The following is a 16,506-nucleotide window of genomic DNA, read 5'->3' on the forward strand; positions in this document are numbered from 1 at the left end:
CGGTTCCGGGAGCCCGAGGGCGATGGCCCTCGGATCTCTCTTGTACCTACGAAATGTGACCCCGGCTCAGGCCCAGAGCGCCTGAAGCGCGGCGCGCATCGCGTCCGGCTCGTCGCCTGTCAGCTTGTGCGCGTCGCCCAGCGCCGGGGGGCCGGGCCAGCCCGCGTCGGCAAAGGCGATCCCCTGCCATTCGCGCGCACCTTCGTAGCGGGGAATGACATGGAAGTGGACCTGCGGGTCCACCATCATCAGCATGAGGTAGTTGAGCTTTTCATAGCCCGAGAAGGTGGCGAGCGCGGCCTCGATGTCGCGCGTGATCTCGGCCAGTTCGGCGTGCGCGCCGGCTGGCAGGTCGCCAAACGCAGTCGCCGTGCTCCTGGCGGCCAGAACCAGGCTGCCAAGCGTAGGCTGGGCGGGCCGGACAAGCACCACCCAGTGCTCGTAGGCCTTCACTTCACTGGCCGGGTAACCGAATTTCTCGAGCGTCGCGTGCATCGTCAACCTTCCGCCAACCAGGAGGTTATCTGGCCCCCGCGCGCCTTGTAGACAAGGGCCTGGACCAGACGCACCGCATGGATCGCACAGCTCAGCCCGGTCCACGCCGCGACCACGGCCAGACCGATGTCGGGACGCGCGAAGAGCATGGCGACGAAAAGGATCACCATGTTGGGATTGCGCCGTGCGGTAATCAGGCGGAACCAGCTGTCGAAGCGCGTCCACACGTGGATGTGGAGCCCGCCCGCCATGCGCATGAAGATGCCCTCGATCGCGCGCTGGACCCAGTAGCCCAGCTGGATCACGCCCTGGATCCACCAGAACGTGGTGTCATCGTAGGCCAGCCCCCAGCTGGCGAGGCCCGTCGCCCACAGCCACCACCAGAACGGGGGATGGATGAGATCCATGCCGTGGTCGAAGACGTTGCCCCAGGCCGAGGAGGTGATCGTGCAGCGCGCCAGCTTTCCGTCGACGGTGTCGAGCACCATGAACACGAGGCCCGTCGCCATGCCCGCCCAGTAGTGGCCGTAGGCGAAGAGCACCGTCGCGACCACGCAGAACACCGCGCCCACGAAAGTCACCATGTTGGGGGTCACGCGCCAGCGCGCGCAGATGCGGGTGAGCACCAGCGCCCATTCGGGCCAGAGGTACTTGGTCAGGATATCGGTCACGCCCTTGTAGGCGCCGAAATAGCTGGCCCTCTCGATCGCGCGCACGTTGTCGGAGCGCAGCGGCATCAGGAAGGGCGTCTCGCGCTTGCGCAGCTGCTTGTTCTCGATGGTCGGGCCATCCTCGAAGGCCAGGACCTGCAGCCCCGGGAGGGCAAGCCCCTGCCCCGCCTCGCCGCGCATGGCCGCCGCGAGCGCGGCCGCTTCCTCGCCCGAGCGCGCATGGGCGAGCGCGGGCACGCCGCCCAGCGTCAGCACCATGCCCGGATGCGCGAGGACATGGCGAAACCAGGAGGGGTCCCAGGCGAAATCGGCATGGGCCAGGATCGTACCCGACTCGGGCGTCGCAGCGGAAACCTGCGCGGCCAGTTCCAGACCCGAGGCACGCGCGATCCGCCCCACCCGCTCCGTCACCGAAAGGCCCCACAGGACCACGTCGTTGTGCCCGACGACGACCGCCACCGTCGGGCCACCCACTGCATTTTCACCTTGTGCCATGACTGGCCCCTACTGCGAGTTTCACAGACTGGCAATCCACGCGGCGGGCCCGCCGCCACGAGTCGGCGCATAGACAGCACGCCGGGCCTGCCGCGGCGCGGGCGCAGACTGTCGGGGGGCCTGACGGGACCGCATGCCCCCACCATTTCGTGCCTTCCAGGCATCACTTGGGCGCAAAACAGCCATCAATATGTCACACAAATATGTCAGAGCGTATTTCGGGATGATTTTTTCCGCGTGAGTCCCTATGTGGAGCGCGTGAACGGATCAATTTACGAATTTGAAGCGATGCCGCGTTTCGGCAATCGCGTGCAGCGCCCTTCGCGCACAGCGGTCGCCCGTGCCCGGGCCGGACGCGCCGTGCCGCTCGTGGGCATCATCCGCAATCCGCGCAGCCACCGAAACAAGGGCAAGGCCGCGGAAATGGCGGACTGCTCGAATATCCTGACCGAAACCCCGCGGGACCGCAAGGCCCTGCTCGACACGCTGGGCGAATTCGCCCGCCGCGGGATCGACTATCTCGTGATCGACGGCGGCGATGGCACCGTGCGCGACGTGCTGACCTGCGGCACCGAAATCTTCGGTGAAGACTGGCCGCGCCTGATCGTGCTGCCCAAGGGCAAGACCAACGCGCTGACGGTGGACCTGGGTCTTCCCGGCGAATGGTCGCTGACCGAGGCGCTGGCCGCGGCCCACAAGGGCAAGACGGTCACCCGCCACCCGCTGCGCATCACCTCTGCCGACGCGGCCGACACCGGCCTTGCCGCGGTTCAGGGCTTCATTCTGGGTTCGGGCGTCTACACGCTGTGCACCGAAGCGGGCCAGGAAGCGCACCGCCGCGGCGCGTTCAACTCGCTGGCGGTGGGCATCTCGATCCTGTCGGGCATCCTCCAGGCGCTCTTCGGCCGCGAGGCCAACACCTGGCGCCGGGGCACGCCCACGCGCCTCATCGACCGCATGACGGGCCGCGCGCTGCCCCATGCCGGAGCCAGGCGCGGCAGCGGCGAAACCGACCGCCGCTTCCTCACCATCGCCACCACCTTCGAGCGCTTCCCGCTGGGCATGCGCCCCTTCGGGCGCAAGGTGGCACCGGGCCTCAAGCTCCTCGTGCTCGACCGCGCCAGCCGCCTCGTACTGGGCCTCGCGCCGCTGGTGATGATGGGCCTGGGCGGACGCCTGCTGGGCCGTCATGGCCTGCACCGCTTTGCCACCAGCGACGTCGACATGGACATCGAAGGTCCCTTCATCCTCGATGGCGAGGCTTTCCCGGCCGGGCGCTACATCATGGACGAAGGCCCGCAGCTGACCTTCGTGGTGCCCTGAGCCCACCCAGCGCGCGCCATCGGGCGCAGGCATTTTCACCCCTTTCTCCATCTGTCTTGATTTCGAGGCGTCCTTGCCTGAGCATAAGGACATGAGCGTAGACCTCCTGGGGCGGATCCGGACCGCACTCGAACGCCCGGTGGAACCGGCCGTGGCGGCGTTCGCGCACCGTCTGGCCGCGCAGTCCCCCGTGCCCGTGCTCGCCGTGCTGTTCTACGGCTCGAACCTGCGCACCGGCTCGCTGGAGGGCGTGCTCGACTTCTATGTCCTGACCGACACCCCGCAGATCGAGAAGATCTGGCCGCGCGTCAGCTACCACGAATGGCGCTGCTCGCCCGCCGACACCGCGCCCGACGGCACCGCACTGCCGGACGCGGACCTGCGCGCCAAGGTCGCGACGATGCCGCTCGAGACCTTCCGCGCGGCCGCCGCCGGAGAGCGCCTCGACACCACCATCTGGGCCCGCTTCGTCCAGCCCAGCGCGCTGGTCTGGAGCCACGACCGCGCCGCCTCGCGCGCCGCCGGAGAGGCCGTCGCGGGCGCCGCGAAAACCGCCGCACGCCTGGCCGTTGCGCTCGGCCCGGACAGCGGCACGCCCGAAGACTACTGGCGCGCGCTGTTCCGCGCCACCTACGCCGCCGAATTCCGGGTCGAAAAGGCGGGGCGCGAGGATTCGATCCTCTCGGCCAACCGCGAGCATTTCGACGGCCTGCTCCCGCTCGCCCTTGTCGCGCAGGGGATCCCCTTTGCGCGCGGCGGGCCGCAAGGCACGATCCGGCCCGAGCTGGATGCGGCGGCGAAGGCCCGTATCCTTGCCTGGTGGCAGCGCCGCCAGCGGCTGGGCAAGCCCTACAACGTGCTGCGCCTGATCAAGGCCTCGACCACGTTCGAAGGCGCCGCGCGCTACGCCGCCTGGAAGATCGAGCGCCACACCGGCGTGCCCGTCCTTGTCACGCCCTGGCGCGAACGCCACCCCGTGCTCGCCGCGCCCAGCGTGCTGTGGAGCGTGTGGCGCGCGCGCAAGGCCGCAAGTCTCGCGGCCGCCAACTCCCCCAACGATACGGACGACCGCGCCGCGTGACACTCTCGCAAGGTTCTCCCGCCCCCGCTCAGGCCCGCCCCCTGAGCGCGCTCGTGCTGGCCGGTTCGCGCCCGGGCGCGCCCGATCCGGTCGCCAGCGCCGAAGGGGTCGCGCACAAGGCGCTGATCGAGATCGACGGGCAGCCGATGCTCGCGCGCGTGGTGGCCGCCCTCAAGACCGCCGGAATTGCGCGCGTGGCCGTCATCACCAGCACGCCCGAAGTGAACGCGCTGGCGCAGGATCTGGGCTGCGAAGTCCTGCCGGCCGAGGCAGGCCCCAGCGCCAGCGTCGCGGCCGGATTCGCGCACCTGGGCGCGCCGATGCTCGTCACCACCGCCGACCACGCGCTGCTCGACGCGCAGTGGATCACCGATTTCGTCGCGGATGCGGGAGAGGCGGCGGACGTCGCGATCCTGCTTGCACGGCGTGAGGCGGTGGAAAAGGCGCTGCCCGGCAGCAAGCGCACCTGGCTCAAGATGGCCGACGGCGCCTGGTCGGGCTGCAACCTGTTCCTCCTCGCCCGTCCCGGCGCGCAAGGCGCGATCGAGACCTGGAAAGCGGTCGAGGCCGACCGCAAACGCCCCTGGCGCATCGCGCTGCGCCTTGGCCCCGGCATCCTCCCGCGCTTTGCGCTGGGACGCCTGACCATGGCCGAGGCGATTGCCCGGCTCGGCGGCAAGATCGGGGTGGCCGCCGTGCGTGTCGCCGCGCGCGACGGCCTTGCCGCGGTCGATGTCGACAAGCCCTCGGACCTTGCCGACGTGCGCGCGATTCTTGCCGCGCGGAAGAGCAGATAAGCAGAAAGATGGTTTGCCGAGGGCCATTGCCCTCGGGCTCCCCGAACTGTCGAGCGCAGGTGTGCCGGATGCCGGGCCGCGACAAAGGAAGGGGACTGTTGGATTGAGGGGCTTTGCCCCTCTCTTTCATGCCTGCTGGCTTAACGCTTCGCGCGCGGCAATCCCGGCACGAAGTGCGCAAGACAGTAAGGGGGTCAAGGGGCGATGACCCCTTGAAAAGAAACCTTTTTTACACCCCTCACATGTACTTCATCTGCACCCGGATCGACTTCACCGTGGAGCCGACCTCGACGCCGACCTTGGAGTAGCTCGGCTTGCCCAGGTTGAAGATGTTGATCGAAGGGTTGTTGGACATGGCACCGCCATCCTCGCTGATGTCGGTCTTGCCGTTGCCGTTGAGGTCATGGCGCACCGCCACCCCGTACGTGCCCGGGCCGGGAACAGGCAGGCAGAAGGTCATCGTGCCCGCCTTGGCCGGAACCTCGATGCGCGAGAGCCAGCGGCCCTTTTCGAGCCAGTCGGCCTTGGTCGCGCGGTAGGACTGCACGCGCATGTTCCCTTGCGAGGCCTTCACCCCGTCGACCGTGACGAGCAGGCCCGGCCCGCTCGCGCTCGTGCACTTGCGCAGGTTGTTCGCAATCTCGTTGCGGTACTGCGCGGATGCGGGCGCCGCGCCTGCCACGGCCACGAGGCCGACCAGCGCAAGGGCACCCATTCTACGTCGAATCATGTCGATCCAATCCTCAAGACAACTCGTTTTTCCGGCGCTCTGTCCTCACTTCGGACAGGACCGCGCCTGCACAACCGGCAGGCCTTGAAGCAGGTTCCTAGGCCCGGCGCGCTGAATAGGCTCTGAATTTCAAGCATTCCCGTCACGCAGCCCCCTGCATGGGCTTGCGCGCGGGGCGAAAGACGCTATCCGCGCGTCGATCCGGATCGGAGGCAAACCCCACATCGTGTGTGGAAAACGGCCCGATCCCGCCTTGTCGCCCCAACATGGGGTGCCGTATCTGGATGGCTAGAGGAGTTTCACGAGATCCATGACCACGCCGCTTATTTCCCCGTCGATCCTGTCCGCCGACTTTGCCCGCCTGGGCGAAGAAGTGCGCGCGATCGATGAAGCCGGGGCCGACTGGATCCACGTCGATGTCATGGACGGCCACTTCGTGCCCAACATCACGATTGGCCCGGCCGTGGTCAAGGCGCTGCGCCCGCAATCGGCCAAGACCTTCGATGTCCACCTCATGATCTCGCCGGTCGATGCCTACCTCGAAGCCTTCGCGGACGCGGGCGCGGACATCATCACCGTCCATCCCGAGGCCGGCCCGCACATCCACCGCACGGTGCAGACGATCAAGAAGCTGGGCAAGAAGGCCGGCGTCTCGCTCAACCCGGCAACGCCCGCCAAGATGCTCGACTACCTCATCGACGAGATCGACCTGGTCCTCATCATGAGCGTGAACCCCGGTTTCGGCGGGCAGAGCTTCATCTCCAGCCAGCTGCGCAAGATCGAAGCCGTGCGCAAGATGATCGAGAAGTCGGGCCGCGACATCCAGATCGAGGTCGATGGCGGCGTCGATGCCGTCACCGCGCCGCAGTGCGTGGCCGCCGGTGCCGACGTGCTGGTCGCTGGGTCTGCCACCTTCAAGGGCGGTCCCGACCACTACGCGGCCAACATCCGCAGGCTCAAGGGCCTCGACTGAGCACGGTGCGGCGCGATTTTCCCATCGACGCCGCCGCGCGCAACCAGGAGCCCCCTTCGGCCGTTCCGCTACCGGCTGACGCCGCCGAGCCGGGCGTCGAGGAGGGCTCCATGTACAAACCCACAGAAGACAGCGCCGCGCGCCGCGTGGATCCGCCTCTGGGAGATACATCCGTGCCCAAGGGTGCCGAGCCCCCCGTCGTCGGGGCCGACCAGTCCGAGACCGGCCGCGCGCTTGCGCTGGTCGACTTCGCGGCGCCCACCGTCAGCGCGGGCGAACGCCTGATCCGCTTTGCCTACAAGCTGGGCGTGCCGGGCACGATGCTGACCGCGCCCATGGGCAAGAAGGCCCGCATGCGCCTGCTCGCCACCGTGCGCGGCACCGTCCCGGGCGACAAGGCGGCCGGCACGGCCCTTCGCGCAGGCCACTTCCTCGTCCATGGCGCGCGCACGCCGATCACCCAGGTCGATTTCGGCGGCGCGGCGCGCGTCCCCCCGCCGCTCGAGCGCACCGTGCACAGCTTCGCCTGGCTCGCCGACCTCGAAGCCTGCGGGCCCCGCGAACAGGTCGCCCCCGTGGCCGAGCGCATCCTCACCTCCTGGCTCCAGGCCAACCCGAAGGCCCCTGCCAAGACCGGCAAGGCCAGCCGCGGCCCGGCCTGGACGGTGGGGCACACCGGCGCGCGCCTGCTCAACTGGCTGGTCCACGCCCCGCTCATCCTCTCGGGCGAAAAGGCGCTGCGCGTGCGCATGCTGCGCCACATTGCCGAGACCGCCCGCTGGCTCGACCGGCAGGTCCACCACGCCGAGGATTCGCTGGGCGCGGTTGCGGGCTGGTGCGGCCTTGTCGCCTGCGGCCTGCTGCTGCCCGAAGGCCGCCCGCGCCGCCTCTACGGCGAAGCCGGACTGATGAAGGCGCTGGGCGAGCTGATGGGCGATGACGGCGGCGTCCTCTCGCGCAGCCCGCTCGCGCAGATGGAGGCGATCGCCCTCCTCGTGCGCCTGCGCAACTGCTACCAGGCCACACGGCGCGACAGCACCGAGGCGATGGAGCACGTCATCGAAATGCTCGTGCCCCCGCTCCTCGCGCTGTGCCACGGCGATGGTTCGCTCGGCTCCTGGCAGGGCGGCTGGGCGGTCCCGGCCGACACCGTCGACGGCCTCGTGGCGGCCAGCGGCGTGCGCACCCGCCCGCTGCGCGACGTGCGCCAGTGGGGCTACCAGCGCGTCGCCGCACACAAGTCGATCCTCCAGTTCGACACCGCCCCGCCGCCGATGCCGCGCGACGGGCGCTTTGGCTGCGCCTCCACCCTCGCCTTCGAATTCTCGCACAACCGCCAGCGCATGATCGTCAACTGCGGCGGCGCAGCGAGCGCGGGCGGGCTCGTCCCCGCGCGCCTCGACCAGGGCCTGCGCGCCACCGCCGCGCACTCCACCCTGACGCTCGACGATGCCAATTCCACCGCCATCCTCATCAACGGCGCGATCGGCCAGGGTGTTACCGCCGTCGATGTCGACCGCAAGACGATGGAGACCGACAGCGGCGCGCGCGCGACCCGGCTCGAGGCCAGCCACAACGGCTATGCCCAGCGCTACACGCTGACCCACCGCCGCATCCTGATCCTGCGCGACGACGGCACCGAGCTGCGCGGCGAGGACATGCTGCTGCCTTCCGGGCGCAAGGCCAAGCGCGGCAAGGTCGGCTTTGCGATCCGCTTCCACCTCGCGCCCGAGGTCACCGTCGCCCCCACCGAGGACGGCCAGGGCGCCGCCCTCGTCCTTGCCGACGGCAGCTACTGGCAGTTCCGCGCGGGCGCGGGCTCGGTAGAGATCGAGGATTCGCTGTGGGTCGATGGCCAGGGCCGCCCCCAGGCTACCCACCAGATCGTCCTCCAGGGCCTCGCCTCGCGCGGCGGCGGCACCTTCAGCTGGCTCTTCAAGAAGATGGGCTGAACCCTCACGGGTTCTTGACGATGGTAAGAGAGGACGAATCCGAGGGCCATCGCCCCCGGGCTCCCCGAACCCTCCCGCCAGGCGCACGCCGGCGACGTCCGCCCATGCCTTGCCGCCTTGCGGCTTGCGCCCCCTTGTGGCCGCTCCACCGCGGATTCCACTCCCTCCTGAGCGGAAGGGCCGGATCGATAATGTCCCGTCAGGTGCTCCGGCGTGCACGGGACACTCGAAGAATTCCGAGAAATGCAACGCCCTTACACGCGCAATTAACCAGCTTGGGCCCAACGGTTCTCAGCGCCCCACCAAGAATGGATCAACACCGGCCCATGCTTCACAAGACTCTCGAACCTGACCTGACGCCTGCCGATATCGAGGCACTCGAACATCAGGTGGGCCGTATCGTGCTGTCAGGTGATGGCGCGATCCTGCGCGTCAATGCCCGCTGCCTGGCCATGTTCGGGTATGCCGGGTGGGATATGGTCGGCCGCAACCGCTCGGTCCTGCTGCCGGTGAACGCAGGCCAGAGCGAGGATGAAAGCGAATCGGATCCGATCGGACAGGCCTTTGCCTCCGGCGAGGTCGTCCATGCGGATATCGCCCTCAAGCGGCGCGACGGCGAACCCTTCTGGGCCGAAGTCTCGTGCACGCCGGTATGCGACAAGGCCAGCACGGTTCACGAAGTCATCGTGCTCCTGCACGATGTCACCCGCCGCAAGACGGGCGCGGTGGACCATGCCGGACAGATCGCTGCCATCAACACGTCGCAGGCGGTGATCCATTTCGACATGGACGGCCACGTCCTTCATGCCAATGACCGGTTCCTGCAGGCGACGGGCTACGCGCTGGACGAGATCATCGGGCGCCACCACCGCCTGTTCGTGGAGGCCGGGGAAGCGCAGAGCGAGGACTATGCGCAGTTCTGGAGAACGCTGCGCGAGGGGGGGCATACCTCGGGCGAATATCGCAGGCTGCGCAAGGACGGGTCCTCCGTCTGGCTGCGCGCCACGTATAACCCGATCCTCGATCTGGAGGGGCGTCCCTCCAAGATCGTCAAGTACGCGGTCGATGTGACCCCGGAAAAGAAGCAGACCGCCGATTTCCACGGACAGCTGGCCGCCATCGACAAGTCGCAGTGCGTCGTCACGTTCGCGCCCGATGGCACCATTCTCGATGCCAACGACAATTTCCTCGAGGCCGTGGGCTACACGCTGGAGGAGATCGAAGGCCGCCATCATCGCCTCTTCGTAGAGCCGGCCCATGCGCACAGCCTGGAATACGAGATCTTCTGGAGCGACCTGACCGAAGGGCGCCATCGCAGCGGAGAGTTCCGCCGCCTCGGCAAGAACGGGCGCGAAATCTGGTTCCAGGCGATCTACAGCCCGGTGCTCGATCAGGATGGCAACCCCTTCAAGATCGTCAAATATGCAACGGCGGTCACGCGCGAGAAGCTGCGCCAGGCCGACCATCAGGGGCAGATCGCGGCCATCCACAAATCGCAAAGCGTCGTGACGTTTGACCTTGATGGAACGATCCTGGATGCCAACGACAACTTCCTCGAGCTGACCGGATATCGCCTGTCGCAGGTGCGCGGACGTCATCACGAGATGCTGGTCGCCCCGGAGGATCGCGAAAGCCCCGCCTACCGCAAATTCTGGCAGGAACTTGCCAGCGGCCAGTACAAGAGCGGCGAGTTCAAGCGCGTCGGCAAGGATGGTCGCGAGATCTGGATTCAGGCCTCCTACAATCCCATCCTCGACATGAACGGGCGCCCCTTCAAGGTGGTCAAGAACGCCGTCGACATCACCCAGCAGAAGCTGCGTCAGGGGGACTACGAGGGGCAGGTTGCGGCCATTCACCGCTCGCAGGCGGTTGTCTCCTTCGACCTGGACGGCACGATCCTGGAGGCGAACGAGAACTTCCTCGCGCTGATGAAGTACGGCCTGGACGACATCGTCGGACGCCATCACAGCATCTTCATCGACCCCGAGGACGCCGCCGGGGCCGACTATGCGCAGTTCTGGTCCGCGCTGCGCGAGGGGCAATACATGTCCGCCAAGTTCCAGCGGGTGGCGCGCGATGGCTCGCCGGTCTGGATCCAGGCTTCCTACAACCCGATCTACGATCTTAACGGACAGCCCTTCAAGATCGTCAAGATCGCGACGGATATCAGCTCCGACGTGGCCCGGGCCGCCGACCTCAGCCGGGCGCAGCGCGAAGTGCGGCACGATCCCGCGACCGGCCTTCCCAACCGGCTGGGCCTGCGCCAGTTCATGCACCAGGTCCTCAACCGCAACGACAGCGAGCTGGCGCTGTTCTATCTCGACCTCGATCACTTCAAGCCCATCAACGACACCTTCGGGCACGATGTCGGGGACTTCGTGCTGCGCACCGTGGCCGCACGGCTGCAAAGCGAAACGGGCGAAGGGCAACTGGCCGCGCGCATCGGCGGGGATGAGTTCGTGGTCGCCGCCACGGACCTTGCGCGCGCCGATATCGAGGAACTGGCCGAGCGCCTGATCCACGCAATCTCACAGCCGATTGCCCATGGCAACCGGACGCTGGAAGTGGGCCTGTCGATCGGGATCGCCCAGACCCCGCACGACACGCTGGAGGAGGATGAACTCTTCCGCTTTGCCGACGTTGCCCTCTACCGTTCAAAGGGCAAGCAACGCGGCACCTACACATTCTATGGCGAAGATCTTGGTACGGATACGCAGGACGAACGCCATCTCGCCCAGGAAATGCTGTTCGCGATCAAGTCGCGCACGTTCGAACTGACGCGTCATACCAAGGCGCGCTGAGGCTGACTCACGTCCTCGCTTTCCAAGCTGGTGATTTTCTGATTCATCATGGCAGGCACATGGAGGCTTGCGATGGCGGCAGCGATTGGGGTTCGATCTGACTACACATCGGCGGATTTGCGAGGGTTTGCACGACGAAGTGGCGATGCCGATCAGGTCCGACGCCTGTTGGCTGTTGCGCTGATCCTGGACGGCGGCAGTCGCAGCGAAGCGGCGAAGATTGCCGGCGTGACGCTGCAGATCGTGCGCGACTGGGTTCTGCGGTTCAACGACGGAGGTCCCGACGGTCTGGCAACGCGCAAAGCTCCGGGGCGGGCTTCGATCCTGAACGACGAGCAGCGCGCCCGGCTCGCCGAGATCGTCGAGGCGGGGCCGATCCCCGCGGCGCATGGCGTCGTGCGTTGGCGGCTTGCTGACCTGGCGCTGTGGGTCTGGGACGAGTTCGAGCTGTCGGTCACACGCCACACTCTCGGGCGCGAGCTTCGTGCGATGGGTTATCGCAAGCTCTCGGCCCGGCCGCGCCATCGTGGCCAGAAGCGCGATGACATCGTCGATTTTAAAAAAACTTCGGCGCCCGTCTGGCGCAAATCAAGCGGCGGCTCCCGAGAGGAACGCCGATAGAGCTATGGTGGCAGGACGAGGCCCGCATCGGCCAGCAGACCAAGCTTACCCGGCGCTGGGCGAAGCGCGGAACCCGGCCATCGGCGCCGAAGGACCAGCGTCGCTCCTCGGCATGGCTGTTCGGCGCGATCTGTCCCGCCGAAGGCAAGGCCGCCGGCATCGTCATGCCCCGTTGCAACAGCGAGGCAATGAGCATGCATCTCGAGGAAATTGCCTTCCACGTCGCGCCAGGCGCGCATGCAGTCCTCCTGCTCGATCAGGCCGGATGGCACGGATCGGCCGAACTGGTCGTGCCTCCCAACATCACCCTGATGCCGCTGCCGCCGAGATGCCCCGAACTCAACCCAGTCGAAAACGTCTGGCAGTTCATGCGCGACAACTGGCTGTCGAACCGCATCTTCAAATCCTACGACGACATCGTCGACCACTGCTGCTTCGCATGGAACAAGCTCGTCGATCAGCCCTGGCGCATCATGTCCATCGGAATGCGCCAATGGGCACATGGGTACTGATCAATGCACCTTGGTATCAGCTGCGTGTCGGCAGCGATGGCAAGGTGATCATTGCGGTCGAGCCGCGCTGGAATCACCCGGAGCTTGGCCGCATCGGTCCCGATCGCTTCCTGCGCGTGGCCGAGCAGAGCGGGCTGATCGTGCCGCTGGGCGACTGGACGCTGCAGGCCGGATGCCAGATGGCCGCGCGCTGGCCCGGGGCGACGGTCGCCATCCCGCTCTATCCCAAGCAGTTGCTCGCCAGCGATGTTCCGGAAATGCTCAACTTGGCCTTGCGCGAATGCGGGGTCAGCCCCGAGCGGGTGGAGCTGCACCTCGAGCGCGGGATGGCGCGGATCAACCCCGACGACCTGCAGGAACAGTTGGCCGAGCTGCGCGACATCGGAGCGACACTGGTGATGGACAACCTGCTGATGCACGAGGACGCACTGGTCACCCAGCAGGGCTGGCGCGTGGACCGTGTCGTGGTGGACCGTCGGCTGCGCAACCTACTGCTGCGCCGCTCCAGCGCGCTCGCGCCGCGCCTTGATGAAGCCCTCGCCGCAGCCAGCGCAGCCGCGCCGGGCCATCAACGGGTCGAGCTCGACGCCACGGGCGACCTGCTGACCTTTGCCCTGCTCGACGACGCCGAAGACAACGACCTCACCATGGCGCTGAGCCAGACCCGCGGAGACCACCTCCAGCTTCAGGCCTAAGGCACCTGGGAATGTTGAGGCTGGGCGAGCTGCAATTCGCCCAGCTTCGTCTCTGGGCCGGTAGGAGACTGTCCGGTTTGAAGCCGGGCAGCGAGGATAGTCGACGCCGGGCGCAATCACCAGAGTCGATTGTTCTAGCTTAGGTCTGAGCGACATCTGAGCCATCTCCCCCGGATAGAGGTTGTCAAACGTCCCATGCTTCGTGACGAGCGGCTTGATAGAACGTTACGCACGCCCCCTTCGGACACTGTCCGAGCTTCTGACGCTGCGGCTCAAGAATATCGACTAAACTTTGGTAATAGGCCTTCTCACCGGCGTAGGCCTCGGCCTGAGACGTCAGTTCTAGATGGCGTCGGTAGACCCAACTCAGCGCATCGGCGACCTGCACTAGCGAGGAATGATCTGACTTGATTGCGAACGCAGTATTGATGATCTGGTCGAAGCGATCCTTCGGCCTACGTTCCATCCAAACGCTCTTGCCGCGCTTCGTGCCCCGGTATTGATACAAGCCGTCATACCACTCGCTACACTTGTAGAGACCGTCGGAGAGGTTCGCCATCTCCTGCTTGTTGTCGTCCATTATAAAGACGGTGAGGCCCTTAGCATTCGCCACCCCTTGCATTTTCTTCTGCACCAGCGAGGAGACGAACATCGCGCTAGCAATCCAGTAGCTGTTCGCGAACGGATGGCCATGACCGGCAGCGACCGCCGCGTCGAACCGTTCGTAAGAGAGGGCGATCCCGTAGACCTTACCACCATTTGCAACGGCGAGTTCACATATCTCGCGTAGGAAGTCCTTGCGCTGCTGGGCGGGCACTTGTTTCCAAGCGCCAGCACCGTTGATGAAGCGCTTCGTCTTGAGATCGCCGCGTGCGCCAGGATGCTGGGCAAAAATAGCCTCGAGCTTCGCATCGAAGTCTGCCGTCTTTTTGCGCAACTTGTAGGCGTCGACCATTAGCCCTGACATTACGAACACGTCGCCCTGATCACGCGCCCCGCTCTCGTCGACATAAATGAACTTCATATAGCCTTCTTCCCTCTAGCTTATTCGCCGGCCACGACTGGATTGGTATGAACCGCAAGGCGGCTGTCCGAGATAGTTTTGTCGTAGCGATCAACGAAATCGACGCGCTTCTCTGTGTCGCTGTTGTAGGTTTCCAGCCATTTCACTAGCGCAGCGCCGTAGGCTTTGATGAGGCCATAGAAACTGAAATAGTGGATGCCATCACGCTCATGAAAATCTTTAGTGCCCACGGAGAAGGAAATCTGACGCACCTTTTTCTTGCTGACCTCGCGCGAATTCAGGTTGGTCATGTGAAGTAGGCCATTGCGCATTTCCCATAGTTCCTTGGGCGTAATACCAAGGTGCATAGATCAGTACCCATGCGCCCATTGGCGCATTCCGATGGACATGATGTGCCAGGGCTGATCGACGAGCTTGTTCCATGCGAAGCAGCAGTGGTCGACGATGTCGTCGTAGGATTTGAAGATGCGGTTCGACAGCCAGTTGTCGCGCATGAACTGCCATACGTTCTCAACAGGGTTGAGCTCCGGGCATCGTGGCGGCAGCGGCATCAGGGTAATATTGGGAGGCACGACCAGTTCGGCCGAACCGTGCCATCCGGCCTGATCGAGCAGGAGGACCGCATGCGCGCCCGGCGCGACGTGGAAGGCGATTTCCTCGAGGTGCATGCTCATCGCCTCGCTGTTGCAACGGGGCATGACGATACCGGCGGCCTTGCCTTCGGCGGGACAGATCGCGCCGAACAGCCATGCCGAGGAGCGACGCTGGTCCTTCGGCGCTGATGGCCGGGTGCCGCGCTTCGCCCAGCGCCGGGTGAGCTTGGTCTGCTGGCCGACGCGGGCTTCGTCCTGCCACCACAGCTCTATCGGCGTTCCTCTCGGGAGCCGCCGCTTGATTTGCGCCAGACGGGCGGCGAACCTTTTTTAAAATCGGCAATGTCATCGCTCTTCTGGCCACGGTGGCGTGGCCGCGCCGTGAGTTTGCGGTAGCCCATGGCGCGAAGCTCGCGCCCAAGAGTGTGACGTGTGACCGACAACTCGAACTCGTCCCAGATCCACTGCGCCAGATCGCACAGCCGCCAGCGCACCACGCCATGCGCTGCAGGAATCGGCCCAGTCTCGACGATCTCGGCAAGCCGCGCGCGCTGCTCGTCGTTCAAGATCGACGCTCTCCCCGGAGCCTTGCGCGTTGCCAGACCGTCGGGACCTCCCTCGTTGAAGCGCAGAACCCAGTCGCGCACGATCTGCAGCGTCACTCCGGCAAACTTCGCCGCTTCGCTGCGGCTCCTGCCGTCCAGGATCAGTGCAACAGCCAACAGACGCCGGACCTGACCGGCATCGCCACTTCGTCGCGCAAACTGGCGCAAATCCGCCGATGTGTAGTCAGATCGAACCCCAATCGCTGCCGCCATCGCAAGCCTCCATGTGCTCGCAACGTCGAATCAGATTTTCATCCGCTTGGGAATCCCCGGCGTGAGTCAGCCTCAGCGCGCCTTGGTATAATGCCAAGGTGCGAAATGTCCGCATAGGACGTGAGCCATTTCTCAAAGATGCCCTGCTTGTCGCCGTATTCGATGTAGGCGATGCTATCGATGGCGCTGAGCAGCAGCTTCATCGACGAGACATAAAGCTTCGCGTTGAACGTGAGTTTGATAGCGAGGAAATAATCATCATTGATAAGCTGGCTGAGGTCGATCGTATTGCCTTTGGTGTATTTTATTATCCAGTCGGGCATGCTAACGCCATCAGTCATGTCCTCGCGCAGATAAATATCCGGATCACCAATAGCGCCTGAGAAGCGCACTTGCGGGATATTGTTGACGACCTGCGTGGCAACATGAAGCGGCTGTTCCCCTGCTCCAAGGGCGATGAACACTGGATCGTAGAGCCAATGGCCTTGGCCAAGGCGCATCCTTGCGTTGTATTCGTCTATCGTGAATGTTGTGTCCAATTTGAACTTTTTGGACGCATGGAGGTCCGCTTGAACTCGGCCTTGGAGGAACGTGACGGCAGCTTCATCGTCCATTTCGACTTCATGGGTAGCGTAGCGGATCGCGCAGCAGACGTTGCCTTCCCACATCAGAAAGATATTGTAGATCACTTCTTTCATGCCTCACCGCTCTATTAACCCCATAAGATGGACACGATAAGCGTGAGTAGCTGATGATGGCTAGCGGGGGCGCATCACATTTCCAGCTATTCGCGCTCCCCCTCCACAAAGCGGAACGTCAGATTCCTGGCGTGCCAAATCGGCCAACGAACGGCCGACAAGGGCGCGTAGCTGCGCTCCAACAGGACTTTCGCTGGTCCGGGAATGGCCGCTTTCCTGCAACGCTT

General features: G+C 65.4%; 15 protein-coding genes. 8 read left to right on the plus strand and 7 right to left on the minus strand.

Annotated elements, in window-relative coordinates:
- Window positions 1-66 precede the first annotated feature (66 nt).
- Both HT578_RS12140 and HT578_RS12145 read right to left on the minus strand, forming a co-directional pair.
- Entirely contained in the window at window positions 67-495 is a 429-nt protein-coding gene (locus HT578_RS12140) for an HIT family protein (protein ID WP_039390135.1), read from the minus strand.
- A 2-nt stretch (window positions 496-497) separates the two neighbouring features.
- On the minus strand, window positions 498-1,661 hold the full coding sequence (locus HT578_RS12145) for a CDP-alcohol phosphatidyltransferase family protein (protein WP_213499720.1): 1,164 nt from the start codon (window positions 1,659-1,661) through the stop codon (window positions 498-500).
- A gap of 258 nt (window positions 1,662-1,919) precedes the next feature.
- On the opposite strand from HT578_RS12145, the gene HT578_RS12150 reads away from it, so the two are divergent.
- The 3 genes from HT578_RS12150 to HT578_RS12160 all read left to right on the plus strand — a co-directional run bounded on the left by HT578_RS12150 (window position 1,920) and on the right by HT578_RS12160 (window position 4,862).
- Complete coding sequence (locus HT578_RS12150; protein ID WP_213499723.1) at window positions 1,920-2,984, plus strand: diacylglycerol/lipid kinase family protein; 1,065 nt, start codon at window positions 1,920-1,922, stop codon at window positions 2,982-2,984.
- 91 nt (window positions 2,985-3,075) lie between these two features.
- Entirely contained in the window at window positions 3,076-4,065 is a 990-nt protein-coding gene (locus HT578_RS12155) for a hypothetical protein (protein ID WP_052322120.1), read from the plus strand.
- Window positions 4,062-4,862 (plus strand): nucleotidyltransferase family protein, encoded by an 801-nt coding sequence (locus HT578_RS12160; RefSeq protein WP_239026265.1) that lies wholly within the window; start codon window positions 4,062-4,064, stop codon window positions 4,860-4,862. Before HT578_RS12155 ends, HT578_RS12160 begins: the two co-directional genes overlap by 4 nt.
- 238 nt (window positions 4,863-5,100) lie before the next feature.
- Here the strand turns inward: HT578_RS12160 and HT578_RS12165 are convergent, their stop codons facing one another.
- A complete protein-coding gene (locus tag HT578_RS12165) occupies window positions 5,101-5,592 on the minus strand; it encodes a DUF2141 domain-containing protein (protein ID WP_084592008.1) in 492 nt (163 codons plus the stop codon).
- A 310-nt stretch (window positions 5,593-5,902) separates the two neighbouring features.
- Between HT578_RS12165 and rpe the strand changes: the two genes are divergently transcribed.
- The 5 genes from rpe to HT578_RS12190 all read left to right on the plus strand — a co-directional run bounded on the left by rpe (window position 5,903) and on the right by HT578_RS12190 (window position 13,146).
- Window positions 5,903-6,565, plus strand: a complete 663-nt coding sequence (rpe, locus tag HT578_RS12170; RefSeq protein WP_213499725.1) for a ribulose-phosphate 3-epimerase — start codon at window positions 5,903-5,905, stop codon at window positions 6,563-6,565.
- A 110-nt stretch (window positions 6,566-6,675) separates the two neighbouring features.
- Window positions 6,676-8,517, plus strand: coding sequence for a heparinase II/III family protein (locus HT578_RS12175; RefSeq protein ID WP_052322347.1), 1,842 nt, complete (start codon window positions 6,676-6,678; stop codon window positions 8,515-8,517).
- Between the two features lie 326 nt (window positions 8,518-8,843).
- On the plus strand, window positions 8,844-11,318 hold the full coding sequence (locus HT578_RS12180; RefSeq protein ID WP_213499728.1) for a PAS domain S-box protein: 2,475 nt from the start codon (window positions 8,844-8,846) through the stop codon (window positions 11,316-11,318).
- A 72-nt stretch (window positions 11,319-11,390) separates the two neighbouring features.
- A protein-coding gene (locus HT578_RS12185) for an IS630 family transposase (protein WP_144401094.1) occupies window positions 11,391-12,451 on the plus strand; the annotation gives its coding sequence in 2 pieces (ribosomal slippage) (window positions 11,391-11,883 and window positions 11,883-12,451; 1,062 coding nt in all).
- Window positions 12,433-13,146 carry an EAL domain-containing protein gene (locus HT578_RS12190; RefSeq protein ID WP_213499730.1) on the plus strand — a complete coding sequence of 238 codons (714 nt, stop codon included), beginning with the start codon at window positions 12,433-12,435 and terminating at the stop codon, window positions 13,144-13,146. The genes HT578_RS12185 and HT578_RS12190 overlap by 19 nt, the downstream gene beginning before the upstream one ends.
- Before the next feature lie 184 nt (window positions 13,147-13,330).
- Here the strand turns inward: HT578_RS12190 and HT578_RS12195 are convergent, their stop codons facing one another.
- The 4 genes from HT578_RS12195 to HT578_RS12210 form a co-directional block, all read right to left on the minus strand.
- Window positions 13,331-14,170 carry a DUF3800 domain-containing protein gene (locus HT578_RS12195; protein ID WP_213499733.1) on the minus strand — a complete coding sequence of 280 codons (840 nt, stop codon included), beginning with the start codon at window positions 14,168-14,170 and terminating at the stop codon, window positions 13,331-13,333.
- Window positions 14,171-14,190: 20 nt separating this feature from the next.
- On the minus strand, window positions 14,191-14,460 hold the full coding sequence (locus HT578_RS12200; RefSeq protein WP_213499735.1) for a hypothetical protein: 270 nt from the start codon (window positions 14,458-14,460) through the stop codon (window positions 14,191-14,193).
- 60 nt (window positions 14,461-14,520) lie between these two features.
- Window positions 14,521-15,581 (minus strand): IS630 family transposase gene (locus HT578_RS12205; protein WP_130752786.1). Its coding sequence is split into 2 segments (ribosomal slippage): window positions 14,521-15,074 and window positions 15,074-15,581, totalling 1,062 coding nucleotides; the frame shifts between segments, so codons are not numbered across the junction.
- Between the two features lie 38 nt (window positions 15,582-15,619).
- Complete coding sequence (locus tag HT578_RS12210; protein ID WP_213499737.1) at window positions 15,620-16,279, minus strand: hypothetical protein; 660 nt, start codon at window positions 16,277-16,279, stop codon at window positions 15,620-15,622.
- Between the last annotated feature and the right edge of the window lie 227 nt (window positions 16,280-16,506).

It is taken from the genome of Novosphingobium decolorationis (assembly GCF_018417475.1).
Classification (GTDB): Bacteria; Pseudomonadota; Alphaproteobacteria; order Sphingomonadales; family Sphingomonadaceae; genus Novosphingobium; species Novosphingobium decolorationis.